This is a genomic window from Paramylibacter ulvae (assembly GCF_014652655.1).
Taxonomy (GTDB): domain Bacteria; phylum Pseudomonadota; class Alphaproteobacteria; order Rhodobacterales; family Rhodobacteraceae; genus Amylibacter; species Amylibacter ulvae.
The window spans coordinates 201,025-214,151 of sequence record NZ_BMZF01000003.1; the positions used below are offsets into that span (position 1 = coordinate 201,025).

Genomic DNA, 13,127 nt, shown 5'->3' on the forward strand with positions numbered 1-13,127 from the left:
CAGAATCGCTCAATTAGACGTTACGTTCTTACGTTCACGTCATCGTTTGCGCAATAAATTGACCTTTTCCGCTGGTTGGTGAATGTGGTGCGACAAAGGAAAGAATCTTATGAAAGCAGTGATCGTTGGGGCGGGAATTGGCGGCATAGCTTCGGCGTTGGCCTTGGCAATGCGTGGCTGGGATATAACGGTGCTGGAACGCGCGGCCAATATCGGCGAGGTTGGCGCGGGGCTTCAGATCAGTCCAAATGGGCTAAAGGTTTTGCATGCGCTCGGCGTGACACCGTTTATTGAAAACAAATGGTTTGAACCCGAACGTATCGAATTGCGCGTGGGGCGCACAGGGCGACGTATTTTTCAAATTCCAATAAAGAATCAGGCGCAAAAACGGTGGGGTGCCAAATATGTGCAAATTCACCGCGTTGATCTGTTGGATGGTTTGCTGGCGGCGTTAATCGCGCGCGCGGGTGATGTGGTGCAAACCGATTGCCATGTCACGGGGTATACAAATGCGCATGGAACGCCATCCGCGATCTGTGCCGATGGTCGCATGTTTGATGCTGACCTTATTATTGGGGCGGATGGAATACGTTCAGAAATTCGCGCCCAAATGATCGGCCCTGATAAACCGCGTTTCACTGGAAACACTGCATGGCGCAGCGTTGTGCCCATGGATCAACTGGGCGAAAATGTACCACCTTCTGCGGGGTGTATTTGGGCGGGATCTTCGCGCCACGCTGTCACCACGCGCATTCGCGCGGGCAGGGTGGCCAATTTTGTAGGCATCGTTGAAACCGATGATTGGACCCGTGAAGGTTGGTCTGTTCAGGGTGAAAAATCACACGCCTTGGCCGATTTTGATGGTTGGGACCCAATTATTCAAACGATCATCGAAAAATCGCCCAATATGTTTCGCTGGGCGCTGTTTGATCGTGCGCCGCTAAAACAATGGTCGGATGGTAATGTGGTGTTGCTGGGTGATGCGGCGCACCCGATGCTACCATCAATGGCACAAGGTGCCGTGCAAGCCATCGAAGATGCCTATATCTTGGCGGATACCGTATCAAGCGCACCAAGTATCGCAAACGGGTGTTCGCATTATTTTGAAAAACGCATCAAACGCACGGCCAACATTCAATCGATCTCGGCACGCAATTTGCGCATGTTCCATCGACGTGGCAAGCTGACACAATGTTTAACATATGCCCCACTTTGGGCAGTGGGGCAGGTGGCACCAAGAATGTTGCTTGCGAAAAATGATTGGATTTACGGGCTTGATCCCACTCAGACTTGATTAATCTGCGGTCCAGCCACCATCAATTAACAATGACGTACCCGTCACCATCGCGCTGGCGTCACTTGCCAAAAACACCGCGGCACCCATGATATCCGAAACCTCGCCCACGCGACCGAGTTTGATTTTCGACATCACCCATGCTTCTTTTTCGGGATCATCAAATGTGGCTTTGGTCAATGGTGTGCGAATGAATGTCGGGCAAATGGTGTTCACACGAATGCCCAGCTTACCCCATTCAATCGCCATGGATTTTGTGAACCCTTCGACCGCGTGTTTCGTGCTGCAATAAATAGCGCGATCAATGCCGCCCACATGTGCCATCTGTGATGAAATGTTGATCAGGCTGCCAGACTTGCCCGCCGCAATCAAACCCTTGGCCACGGCTTGGGTCAAAAAATACGCGCCCTTGATATTCAGATCACTGACCGCGTCAAAATCATCGGGGGTGGTTTTTGTGGCCTCGCTATGACGGGCCAAACCAGCGGAGTTGATTAATATGTCAAACGGGCCGTGATCCGCGACTTGTTTGGCCGTGTTTTCAACATCGCCAATATCCATGACCAATGCTTCAATTTCCCAACCTTCGGCGCGCATTTGTGTTGCGATATCTTGCAATCGATCCGCACCTCGTGCGGCAATGGTCACATTTGCGCCAGCCTCGGCAAGTGCTACAGCACAGCCAAGCCCGATGCCCGAACTTGCCCCCGTCACCAAGGCGCGTTTGCCGTCTAGACGAAATGATGGGGTTTTGGGCAATGTCATATCGCAATCCTTTTTGGTGGAAACTTGCGCAGAATGAACATCGGGTCAAGCATGGACTTGGCGCATCAATTGCGGTTTAAACCGTCAACGGCAAAGGAAAATCCATGGCACCACATTTTTGGCTTCGTGCAGAAGATCACAATAACGAACATCGTAGCCCCATCACCCCAACAGAGGCATCCGCATTAATGAAAGCGGGCGCAAAACTCACGGTGGAACGCAGCGATGATCGCGCGCATAACGATGCAGATTTCGCCGCATTGGGCTGTGATATGGTTGATCGCGGTACATGGATGGATGCACCGCGCGATACGGTGATCCTAGGGTTAAAGGAATTGCCAATTTTGGATTTTCCGCTGATCCATCGCCACATCCAATTCGCCCATGTGTTCAAGGGGCAAGATGCCGCGCCCCAAAACCTAGATCGGTTTAAACGCGGTGGTGGCACACTTTATGATCTGGAATTTTTGGTTGATGACACGGGGCGTCGGGTGGCGGCATTTGGATATTGGGCGGGGTTTGCCGGTGCGGCCATCGGGTTGATGGCGTGGATTGCACAACAACGCGGTGAAATGCTTGGCGCTGTGCCAAGTTATCCAAACCAAGCGGCCCTTGTTGATGAATTGAAAACGGCGCTTGGTGCGATTGAACCGCGCCCCAATGCGATTGTGATCGGCGCACTTGGGCGTGTTGGCACAGGCGCGGGTGATCTGTTTTCGGCGTTGAATATGGATGTCACCAAATGGGACATGGATGAAACCGCAAGCGGGGGGCCGTTTCCGGAAATCGCGCAGCATAACATTTTTCTCAACTGCATTTTGGCATCTCCCAACACACCGTTGTTTTTTGGCGCCGATGATGTTGCCAAATCACGAAACCTGAGCGTGATTGCCGATATCGCCTGTGATCCAAACAGCCCCTATAACCCGATCCCAATTTATGGCGATAACACGCGGTTTGATGCGCCCATCATTCGCGTGGCGGACATGCCGGTGTTGGATGTGATGGCGATTGATAATCTACCATCCATGTTACCACTGGAGAGCAGTGCGGATTACGCCGCGCAACTCTTGCCCGTTTTATTGGACTTTAGCGAAGATAAACTTGGCACTTGGGCGCGCGCAAAATCCGTATTTGATGAAAAAATCGCAGCGCTTTAGCTCAACAATGCCGCGTGATGTTTAATGTGATCTTCCATAAAGCTTTGTACAAAATAGTAGCTGTGATCATACCCATCCTGCATACGATATTCACCCGCTTGCCCACGCGCGGCCATGGCATCGTTCAGGGATTGTGGTTTCAATAAATCCAGAAAATTATCGCCTAAACCTTGGTCGATTAAAACGGGGGAATGAAAGCCGTGGTCACGCATTAAAATGCTGGCATCATGCGCGACCCAAGTGGTTTCGTCATCGCCCAAATATGCGCTAAACTGTTTGCGTCCCCAATCGGATGTAGTGGGGTTGGCGATGGGTGCAAATGCCGAAACTGATTGATAACGATCGGGCAGGGTCATCGCGATGGTTAATGCGCCATGTCCCCCCATCGAATGCCCCGTGATCCCGTTTGCATCACCGCGCACGTTAAATTCATTGGCAACCAACGCGGGTAATTCATCCGTTACATAATCCCACATTTGAAAATGCGGTGCCCACGGTTTTTGCGTGGCATTCACATAAAAACCAGCGCCCTGACCCAAATCATATTCATCATGATTTGCAATATCATCCCCGCGTGGGGACGTGTCGGGAAATACAAGTGCCAGCCCATGTTCAGCGGCGAAACCTTGGGCGAATGCCTTGGTCATGGCGTTTTCGTGGGTGCAGGTCAGCCCAGATAAATACCACAATACGGGTACGGGGGTTTGTTTTGCCTGCGCTGGCATAAACACTGCGAATGTCATGTCGCATTGGGTGGCGTTTGATGCGTGTTTGTAAACGCCTTGAGCGCCACCAAAACACTTGTTTTCTGAAATGATTTCCATGATTTTGCTAGCCTTCTACATTGCCAATAAAAATATAACCTGCACCATAAATCGTTTTGATGATTTGCGGGTTTTGCGGATCGTCGCGCAGTTTTGTGCGCAATCGGGATACGCGAACATCAATCGCGCGATCAAAATTTTCACCCGCCGTTTGATCCAATGCGGTGAAAATTTGATCGCGGGTTATCAAACGATTGGGTGCATCTAAAAATATGCGCAAAACCTTGCTTTCTGCGTGGGATAAATCTTGGGTTTCGCCGTTTTCATCCGTCAGACGATATTGTTCAAAATCCGCGATCCAGCCTGAAAAGCGCACCACTTTTGATGTGGTTTCAACCGTTTTTTGCGTGTTGCGGCGCAATAATGCGCGCACGCGTGCAACAACCTCGGCGGTTTCAAAGGGTTTGGTGATATAATCATCCGCGCCCAGTTCCAGCCCGATGATTTTATCCTGCACCAAATTGCGCCCCGATATGATAATCACGGCGGCACCGCTTTCCAGTGCCAAACGGTTGACCAACGCCAAACCATCCTTGTCGGGCAACCCTAAATCGACCAAGCATACATCGGGGGACAATGTGCGAATTGCACGTTCAAAATCGCCAGATCTGCCAAAGCTTTTGGTGTCATACCCCGCGTCTTGGAGCGCGGTAGATAACATTTCACGAATTTCGGGGCTGTCGTCCAGAATAGTTATCAGCGATTTTTGCGGGTTCATTTTGAAATACTTTGGAACATGTGTTGCAGTTCCTCTTGGCTAAACGGTTTGCCAAGCAAAGGAAATGTCTCGCGTGCCTTTTGATGGATTTTATTGCTTTGGGGTAATCCTGTAACGATCAAAACGGGCGTGTCTTGGTCGCTCTCGCGCAGCTTTTGTGCCAGATCCAGCCCCGTCATATCACCCGCCAGCATCAAATCTGTCACGATGTGGGTGATGTTTGGAATTTTACGCAATTCCATCGCCTCTTCGCCGCTGGTGGCCTCAATCACGGAATGCCCCATGGCGCGTAAATATCCACGCACTGTTTTGCGAATTTCATCCGTATCTTCGACCAATAAAACCAGCCCATCGGGCACAATTTCCGCCTCGCGGTAGGGAATTTGAATTTTAACAAAACCACCGTTTTCATGATTGCCGATATGCGCATGACCATCGCACAGTTTGGCATAATCAAACACCGTCGATAAACCCAGACCGCGCCCGGTGTTGTTTTTCTTGGTTGTGAAGAATGGTGCAAACCCGTTTTCCAAGGCTGGCGCGCTAAACCCTGGGCCCGTGTCGGATACGTTAAACTCCAACCAGTCACCATGGACGTGGTGAATAGTTATCGTGATAACGCCCGCACCATTCATCGCCTCGGCGGCATTCAATACCAGATTTAACAATGCATCTTGGGTGAACCCTTGATCCAGCAAAAGCGTTTTGCCATCGGTTAGGTTACGAATATCGAGCGTGATATTTTCGGGCACTGCGGCATGTGCCAATTGTGAAAAACCTTTGGCGAATTTCGCCATTTCAACCGTGCCTAGGCGCAAGTTGCGCTGTGCCGATAAATTCGCAAGACCATCCAACAATGCACCGCCACGCAACGCGGCGGCCTTGGTTGTTTCAACGATTTCTTTGGCAGGGGCGGGTAAATCGGCAAGCGATTCCAGTTTGTTTTGTTGCCCCAATATGATCGTCAACAGATTGGCAAAATCATGTGCCATGCCACTGGTTAATTGCGCGGTCAATTCACGCCGCCGCGCGTGGGTCAATGCTTCGCGGGCTTGGGATTCCGCTGTGATGTCCATCGAGAGCAAATAAACACCCACAACCTCGCCATCTGTATCAACTTCGGGGGTAAAGGCGACGCGCACCTTGCGGTTTTCGTCGCGCAGGGCAAATTCAAACACGTTGGATTGACCCGACAGTGCATCCTCAAATTGAGGTCTGATATGATGATATGCCTCGGTACCAAGGGCCTGTTCAAAATGCAGGCCGATAATGTCATGCGGGCGGTTTGGCACCACCGTGTCCAATTTGTGATTGGTATAGGTATAACACCCATTTACATCCACATGCGCCAAATGGGCGGGCATCATTTCCGCAGTCATTTGGGTGCGTGCTTGGGTTTCAGTCAGCTCGCGTTTAGCCTCTTCCAATGCAGTAATGCTGGCTTGTAATGCGCGGTTGGTATGTTCCAATTCTTGGCTGCGCCGTATCAGTTTGGCGTTCAATTCATCAGACCGGCTGCGCAGCATGTCTTCTTGGCGGTGGATTTCGGTGATGTCGGTATAAACCGTCACCCACCCGCCTTGGCGAAGCGGGCTGCCTTCAACGGATATATGCATACCATTGTCGCGCACACGTTCAACATAATGGGGTTGAAAATCGCGCGCCTGTTCCACACGTTCACGCACGAATTGTTCTACATCATCCACAACGCCATAATCGCCGCTTGTTGCCAAATATCGAATTGTATCGGAAAAATCAGCACCCCGTTCCAACAGGTTTTGGGGCAGGCCAAACATGTCTTTGAACCGTTGATTGGATACCACCAAACGCAGATCGCTATCATAAATCGAAATGGCTTGTTTAATCAGGTTCAAACCTGATTGGGTCATTTCGGCGATATCTTGTCTGCTGCGTTTCATGGCCTATCGCTAGCATTGCGATGGCTGGATTGACCAGTGATTTTGCAAAAAAATTGCCGTGATACAATTCGTTACATTTGCGAAAAATTTTTGCAAAACTGAAATGTCAGCGTAGGTTCGAGGAATAGCACAGGGATTCGGCTCCTGTGCACGTCTGACAAGACGCTGGGAGGAAATATGTCCGAGATTATGGGTAATCCACAATTGGATACCGTGCCTAAGCTATTGGCGCGCAATGCGAAAACGTATGGGGATTCCCCAGCGTATCGCGAAAAAGAATTTGGAATCTGGCAAAGCTGGACCTGGGCGCAAACCGCGCAAGAGGTTCACGCGCTTGCACTTGGGTTTTTAACCCTTGGGGTTAAACAGGGCGATCACATCGCCATTGTCGGGCGCAATCGTCCGCATTTTTATTGGTCAATGTTGGCGGCACAATCGGTGGGTGCAATACCCGTTCCATTGTACAAAGACGCGGTTGCCGATGAAATGGCATTTGTTCTGGATCACTGTTCTGCACGGCTTGTCGTGGCAGAGGATCAAGAACAAGTGGACAAAATGATCGATGTGAAAGATCAGCTGCCCAATCTGGCCAATATCGTCTTTTTGGATCCGCGCGGTATGCGCAAATATGAACGCGAAGCATTGTTCGATTTCACCGATGTTCAGGCCGCAGGGTTGGCGAAGGCGGGCGAATTGCAGGGCGAATTGGATGCACGACTGGCCGCGCCAAATTACGACGATACCTGTGTGATGCTTTATACATCTGGTACAACTGGCCGCCCCAAGGGCGTGGTTTTATCCAACCGCAATATCATCGAAACGGGTAAAAACACATCTGAATTCGATAATTTGAAACACACAGATTCCGTTCTGGCCTATTTGCCGATGGCATGGGTTGGTGATTTCATCTTTTCCATTGCTCAGGCATACTGGTCTGGGTTTTGCGTCGCTTGCCCCGAAAGCGAGAGCACGATGCAGGATGATTTGCGTGAACTTGGCCCTAGCTATTTCTTTGCCCCACCACGCTATTTCGAAGGCGTGTTAACAACCGTGCAAATTCGCATGGAAGATGCGGGGAAATTCAAACAACGCATGTTTAAATGGGGCATGAATGTTGCCAAGAATGTAGGGCCAAACCTGTTGGATGGGAAATCCGTTGGGTTTGGTGATCGCATTAAATACCAATTGGCAAAACTGTTTGTCACGGGCCCGTTGAAAAACACGCTTGGGCTGTCATGTGTGCGCCTTGGCTACACCGCGGGCGAGGCCATCGGGCCAGAGATTTTCGATTTCTACCGCTCGCTCGGCATTAACCTGAAACAGCTTTACGGCCAAACCGAAGCCTCCGTTTTCATCACCCAACAACCCGATGGACAGGTGCGCGCCGATACGGTGGGCATTCCATCCCCCGGCGTTGAATTGAAAATTTCCGACACTGGCGAGGTGTTTTACCGATCTTCTGGTACGTTTGTGAAATATCACAAAAACCCAGAAAGCACGGCAGACACCAAAGATGCCCAAGGTTGGGTTGCCACAGGTGACGCTGGTTTTATCGAAAAAGATTCTGGTCACCTGCGGATCATTGATCGCGCAAAGGATGTTGGCAAAATGAAAGACGGGTCTATGTTTGCCCCCAAATTCGTTGAAAACAAGCTCAAGTTTTTTGCAAATATTCTGGAATGTGTGGTGTTTGGCAATGGGCGCGAAATATGCACGGCGTTCATCAATATTGATCTAACAGCCGTTGGTAACTGGGCAGAGCGGAACAACATCGCCTATTCATCGTACCAAGAATTGGCAGCACATCCCGAAGTGTACAAAATGATCCAATCCCACGTGGAAGAGGTGAACGCATCGGTGGCGCAGGACGAAATGTTATCGGGCTGTCAAATTCATCGGTTCTTGATTTTGCACAAAGAATTGGATGCAGATGATGGCGAATTGACCCGCACACAAAAGGTACGGCGCAATATCATCGCGGAAAAATACGACGATCTGTTGATCGCACTGTTTGACGGCAGCAGCGAAATTTCCACCAAAACCGAGGTCACATACGAAGACGGGCGCAAAGGATCCATTTCCGCCACGCTTGAAATTCGTGACGCCAAAATTTTTGAACGCGCAAAGGTGGCAGCATGAACGCGATAGACAGCTATCTCACACCAGATGGGCGCACCATTGGTGCCCCTGTGATGGAAATGAAAAATATCACGCTGCGTTTTGGCGGTGTGGTGGCGATCAAGGATATTTCCTTTGATATCCGCGAAGGCGAAATTCGCGCGATCATCGGGCCAAATGGCGCGGGCAAATCATCCATGTTAAATGTGATGAACGGGTTTTATCACCCCCAAGAAGGCGAAGTCCATTTTCGCGGTGAAAAACGCGGCCCCATGCGCCCGCATCAAATCGCGCACCAAGGCATCGCACGCACATTCCAAAACATCGCGCTGTTCAAAGGCATGTCGACCCTTGATAACATCATGACAGGTCGATTGACCCATATGAAAACGGGCATGTTATCTCAGATCAAATGGTGGGGTGCGGCGCAACGCGAAGAAACCGCAAACCGCGAACTGGTCGAAAAGATCATCGACTTTTTGGAAATTCAAACGATCCGCAAAACACCTGTTGGTCGTTTGCCCTACGGTTTGCAAAAACGCGTGGAATTGGGGCGTGCATTGGCAGCAGAACCAAAATTATTGCTGCTTGATGAACCCATGGCGGGCATGAATGTCGAAGAAAAAGAAGACATGTCGCGCTTTATTCTGGATGTGAATGATGAATTTGGTACCACGATTGCCCTGATCGAACATGACATGGGCGTGGTGATGGATATCGCAGATCGTGTCGTGGTTATGGATTACGGCAAGAAAATTGGCGATGGCACACCCGAAGAGGTGCGCACAAACCAAGACGTGATCGACGCCTATCTGGGGGTTGCACATGATTAATACTCCCCAACGCAATCCCAAGACGAGGGTAAATCAATGAGCGCTAATTTCTATTTCGGGGTCGAGGTTTTCCTTAACGGCCTGATGGCGGGGGTTATGTATTCCCTTGTTGCACTTGGCTTTGTTCTGATTTTCAAGGCTTCTGGTATTTTCAACTATGCCCAAGGTGTGATGGCGCTGTTTGCAGCCCTTACATTGGTCGGGTTTCAAAATGGACAAATCCCGTTTGCACATCTGATCAATGCGATTTTTGGCACGGATTTACACCATTTTGGCTGGCATATGCCCGCATTTCTGGCAATTCTATGTGCGCTTGGTGTGATGATATTATTCGCCTTCCTTGTGGAGCGATACATTCTCAAACATCTGGTGAATCAAGAACCGATTATCCTGTTTATGGCGACCATTGGGTTAGCCTATTTCATGGAAGGTTTTGGCGATCTGATGTGGGGCTCTGACATCAAAAAATTGGATGTCGGCATTCCGCAGGGCGGCAATATCTGGCTTGAGGAAAACACAGCCTTTTTGGGCGGCGAAGATTTCTATGGTTTCTATCTTGATAACCTAGATATCTGGGCCACAGTTCTGGCGGCGATCCTTGTGACCAGCCTTGTTTTATTCAGCCAATACACCAAAACGGGTCGCGCATTGCGTGCGGTGGCCGATGACCATCAGGCGGCATTGTCGGTTGGTATATCATTGCGATCCATCTGGGTGATCGTTTGGTCAATTGCAGGTTTTGTCGCATTGGTTGCGGGGATCATGTGGGGTTCCAAATCAGGCGTGCAATTCTCCCTGTCCTTGATCGCGCTTAAGGCATTACCAGTGTTAATGCTGGGTGGATTTACATCCATCCCGGGTGCGATCATCGGCGGGTTGATTATCGGCGTCGGTGAAAAGATGTTTGAATTCCTGATCGGTGCGCCTTTCTTGGGCGGCGCCACGGAAAACTGGTTCGCCTATATGCTGGCATTACTGTTCCTTGTCTTCAGACCCCAAGGTCTGTTCGGCGAAAAAATTATCGAGAGGGTGTAATCATGATTTATCGCGAAGCAGGTGATTTCAAAACATCCTATGCCAAGGATCAACAAACATTCCCGATTGCGTTTGATCGCTGGGGCTATTTCATCACACTGGCGTTTGCCTTTTTGGTGGTGCCATTCATCATCAATGATTATTGGATCAACGCGGTTGTTCTGCCATTCCTGATCTATGCCATTGCCGCGATCGGGTTGAATATCTTGACGGGATATTGTGGACAGGTCAGCCTTGGATCGGGTGGGTTTATGGCCGTTGGTGCCTATGCTGCATATAAATTGATGACGGGTTTTCCTGATCTGAATATCGTTTTTGTGATTTTCTTATCGGGTGGTGTCACCGCGTTGGTGGGGATGCTGTTTGGTTTGCCATCGTTGCGGATCAAAGGGTTCTATTTGGCGGTGGCCACGCTGGCCGCGCAATTTTTCCTTGTCTGGTTGTTCAACAAGGTGCCGTGGTTTTATAACTACTCTGCATCTGGGCAAATTTCTGCACCAGAACGCTCGATATTTGGCTATGCCGTGACGGGTGCGAATGCATTACCTGCGGTCAGCTATCTGTTTTGTCTGTGCTTTGTTGTGATCCTTGCATGGGCTGCGCGTAACCTTACACGGGGTGCCAATGGGCGCAAATGGATGGCCATTCGTGATATGGATATCGCCGCGGAAATCATCGGGGTAAATCCGTTGAAAACCAAACTGACTGCATTTGGCGTATCCAGCTTTTATATCGGGATTGCGGGTGCAATGTTATTCGCGGTTTACCTTGGTGCGGCAGAGGTCGGCGAAGCGTTTGGTATCTCCAAATCATTCCTGATCTTGTTCATGGTGATTATCGGTGGCTTGGGGTCCATATTTGGATCATTCGCAGGTGCGGCATTCATGGTTTTGATGCCCGTATTGTTGAAAAACGTCATGGTTGGCCAATTGGGGTGGCCCACGGACATGGCGGCACATTTTGAATTTGTAATCGTAGGTGGCTTGATCGTTCTATTCTTGATCGTTGAACCACATGGGCTGGCGCAATTGTGGCGCTTGGCCAAGGAAAAACTACGTCTTTGGCCCTTCCCACATTAGGGCCAAACAATTTGCGCGTTCGCGCAGAACTTATGTCAACCTTAGGGAGGAAAACGACATGAAAATGACTAAACTGGCCGCCTTTGCAGCGACCGCAATTACAATGGCAAGCCCTGTGCTGGCGGACCTTGTGTTCCCATCACTGAGCTATCGCACAGGCCCATATGCGGCGGGTGGTATTCCGTTTGCTGATGGTTACGCGGATTATTTCACTATGGTGAATGCGCGTGATGGTGGCATCGGTGGCGTGCCGATCAAAATGATCGAATGCGAAACGGGTTATAACACCGAAAAAGGTGTGGAATGTTATGAGTCAACCAAGGGCGAAGGCGCACTTGTTTATCAACCATTGTCCACAGGTATCACATATCAGTTGATCCCAAAGGTGACGGCAGACGGCATTCCAATGCACACAATGGGTTACGGTCGTACGTCCGCTGCCAACGGCAAAGTGTTTTCAAACGTGTTTAACTATCCAGCCAACTACTGGAATGGTGCATCAAACGCGGTGAACCACATTTTGGATATCAACGATGGCAACATCGAAGGCAAAACAATTGCGCTGGTCTATCACAACTCTGCCTACGGCAAGGAACCAATCCGCACATTGGAAGAGCTTTCCAAAAAGCATGGTTTTAAGCTGAGCCTTCTTGCGGTGGATCACCCAGGCCAAGAGCAAAAATCACAATGGCTACAAATTCGCCGTGAAAAACCGGATTACGTTGTGATGTACGGCTGGGGTGTGATGAACCAAGTTGCTGTGCAAGAGGCGGCAAACATCCGTTTCCCAATGGAAAATTTCATCGGCATCTGGTGGTCAGGTGGTGAACATGACGTATTGCCAGCGGGCGATGCTGCCAACGGTTACAAGGCATTAACATTCCACGGGGTGGGCAAAGACTATCCTGTATTTGCGGATGTTCAAAAATACGTTGTTGAACCGGGCAATGCTGCGGGCGCTGGCGATCAGATCGGTACAGCCGTTTACAACCGTGGTTTTTACGCGGCGATGTTGGCGGTCGAGGCTGCAAAAACAGCCCAAGAAATCCACGGCGTAAAAGACATCACACCAGCAATGATGCGTGATGGCATGGAAGCATTGGTGATTGACGAGGCGAAAATGACCGCTCTTGGCATGCCAAACTTTGGCCCATCATTTTCCGTGTCTTGTGAAAACCACGGCGGCCCAGGTTTGGGTGGTGTGGCGCAATGGGATGCTGGTGCAAAAGAATGGAAATTGATTTCCGATTATGCGCCATCCGACATGGAAGTGATTGGCGAATTGATCGTTGAAGACAGCATGGCATTCGCCGCTGAAAACAACATCGAAGAACGCTGTAACTAAGCAAATGAACGAACCAACGCCCTTGGCCCGCGCGGCC

At 50.1% G+C, this 13,127-nt stretch carries 11 protein-coding genes; 7 read left to right on the plus strand and 4 right to left on the minus strand.

The genetic code is table 11. The features are described from left to right. The first annotated feature begins 109 nt into the window (after positions 1 to 109). Positions 110 to 1,294 (plus strand): FAD-dependent monooxygenase, encoded by a 1,185-nt coding sequence (locus IE094_RS07760; protein WP_189640004.1) that lies wholly within the window; start codon positions 110 to 112, stop codon positions 1,292 to 1,294. Here IE094_RS07760 and IE094_RS07765 read toward each other — a convergent pair whose 3' ends face one another. Then, the gene (locus IE094_RS07765; RefSeq protein ID WP_189640005.1) at positions 1,295 to 2,059 is read right to left on the minus strand and encodes an SDR family NAD(P)-dependent oxidoreductase; all 765 of its coding nucleotides are present in this window, start codon (positions 2,057 to 2,059) and stop codon (positions 1,295 to 1,297) included. It lies immediately after the preceding gene. 104 nt (positions 2,060 to 2,163) lie between these two features. Here IE094_RS07765 and IE094_RS07770 point away from each other — a divergent pair, with 104 nt between their 5' ends. Next, positions 2,164 to 3,219 (plus strand): saccharopine dehydrogenase, encoded by a 1,056-nt coding sequence (locus IE094_RS07770; RefSeq protein ID WP_189640006.1) that lies wholly within the window; start codon positions 2,164 to 2,166, stop codon positions 3,217 to 3,219. Here IE094_RS07770 and fghA read toward each other — a convergent pair. From fghA to IE094_RS07785, 3 genes are read right to left on the minus strand one after another with little or no spacing between them, the layout of a single operon-like run. Next, a complete protein-coding gene (fghA, locus tag IE094_RS07775; RefSeq protein WP_189640007.1) occupies positions 3,216 to 4,043 on the minus strand; it encodes an S-formylglutathione hydrolase in 828 nt (275 codons plus the stop codon). The two genes, IE094_RS07770 and fghA, sit on opposite strands and share 4 nt — an antisense overlap. 7 nt (positions 4,044 to 4,050) lie before the next feature. Further along, positions 4,051 to 4,761 carry a response regulator transcription factor gene (locus IE094_RS07780; protein WP_189640008.1) on the minus strand — a complete coding sequence of 237 codons (711 nt, stop codon included), beginning with the start codon at positions 4,759 to 4,761 and terminating at the stop codon, positions 4,051 to 4,053. Beyond that, entirely contained in the window at positions 4,758 to 6,680 is a 1,923-nt protein-coding gene (locus IE094_RS07785) for a PAS-domain containing protein (protein ID WP_189640009.1), read from the minus strand. Before IE094_RS07785 ends, IE094_RS07780 begins: the two co-directional genes overlap by 4 nt. Positions 6,681 to 6,857: 177 nt before the next feature. Here IE094_RS07785 and IE094_RS07790 point away from each other — a divergent pair, with 177 nt between their 5' ends. The 5 genes from IE094_RS07790 to IE094_RS07810 are packed head-to-tail and all read left to right on the plus strand — an operon-like array spanning position 6,858 to position 13,090. After that, entirely contained in the window at positions 6,858 to 8,819 is a 1,962-nt protein-coding gene (locus IE094_RS07790; RefSeq protein ID WP_189640010.1) for an AMP-binding protein, read from the plus strand. Further along, positions 8,816 to 9,631: an ABC transporter ATP-binding protein gene (locus tag IE094_RS07795; protein ID WP_189640011.1), complete on the plus strand. Its 816-nt coding sequence runs from the start codon at positions 8,816 to 8,818 to the stop codon at positions 9,629 to 9,631. The genes IE094_RS07790 and IE094_RS07795 overlap by 4 nt, the downstream gene beginning before the upstream one ends. A 36-nt stretch (positions 9,632 to 9,667) precedes the next feature. Beyond that, positions 9,668 to 10,666, plus strand: coding sequence for a branched-chain amino acid ABC transporter permease (locus IE094_RS07800; protein WP_189640012.1), 999 nt, complete (start codon positions 9,668 to 9,670; stop codon positions 10,664 to 10,666). Between the two features lie 2 nt (positions 10,667 to 10,668). Next, positions 10,669 to 11,745 (plus strand): branched-chain amino acid ABC transporter permease, encoded by a 1,077-nt coding sequence (locus IE094_RS07805; RefSeq protein ID WP_189640013.1) that lies wholly within the window; start codon positions 10,669 to 10,671, stop codon positions 11,743 to 11,745. 58 nt (positions 11,746 to 11,803) lie between these two features. Continuing rightward, positions 11,804 to 13,090, plus strand: coding sequence for an ABC transporter substrate-binding protein (locus IE094_RS07810; protein ID WP_189640014.1), 1,287 nt, complete (start codon positions 11,804 to 11,806; stop codon positions 13,088 to 13,090). The last annotated feature ends 37 nt before the right edge of the window (positions 13,091 to 13,127 follow it).

Excerpts from the sequence above, each read along its gene's own strand:
- IE094_RS07765 (WP_189640005.1), bottom strand. The coding sequence starts at position 2,059 with ATGACATTGCCCAAAACCCCATCATTTCGTCTAGACGGCAAACGCGCC.
- IE094_RS07805 (WP_189640013.1), top strand. The coding sequence starts at position 10,669 with ATGATTTATCGCGAAGCAGGTGATTTCAAAACATCCTATGCCAAGGAT.
- IE094_RS07795 (WP_189640011.1), top strand. The coding sequence starts at position 8,816 with ATGAACGCGATAGACAGCTATCTCACACCAGATGGGCGCACCATTGGT.
- IE094_RS07810 (WP_189640014.1), top strand. The coding sequence starts at position 11,804 with ATGAAAATGACTAAACTGGCCGCCTTTGCAGCGACCGCAATTACAATG.
- IE094_RS07790 (WP_189640010.1), top strand. The coding sequence starts at position 6,858 with ATGTCCGAGATTATGGGTAATCCACAATTGGATACCGTGCCTAAGCTA.
- IE094_RS07780 (WP_189640008.1), bottom strand. The coding sequence starts at position 4,761 with ATGAACCCGCAAAAATCGCTGATAACTATTCTGGACGACAGCCCCGAA.
- IE094_RS07785 (WP_189640009.1), bottom strand. The coding sequence starts at position 6,680 with ATGAAACGCAGCAGACAAGATATCGCCGAAATGACCCAATCAGGTTTG.
- IE094_RS07760 (WP_189640004.1), top strand. The coding sequence starts at position 110 with ATGAAAGCAGTGATCGTTGGGGCGGGAATTGGCGGCATAGCTTCGGCG.
- IE094_RS07770 (WP_189640006.1), top strand. The coding sequence starts at position 2,164 with ATGGCACCACATTTTTGGCTTCGTGCAGAAGATCACAATAACGAACAT.
- IE094_RS07800 (WP_189640012.1), top strand. The coding sequence starts at position 9,668 with ATGAGCGCTAATTTCTATTTCGGGGTCGAGGTTTTCCTTAACGGCCTG.
- fghA (WP_189640007.1), bottom strand. The coding sequence starts at position 4,043 with ATGGAAATCATTTCAGAAAACAAGTGTTTTGGTGGCGCTCAAGGCGTT.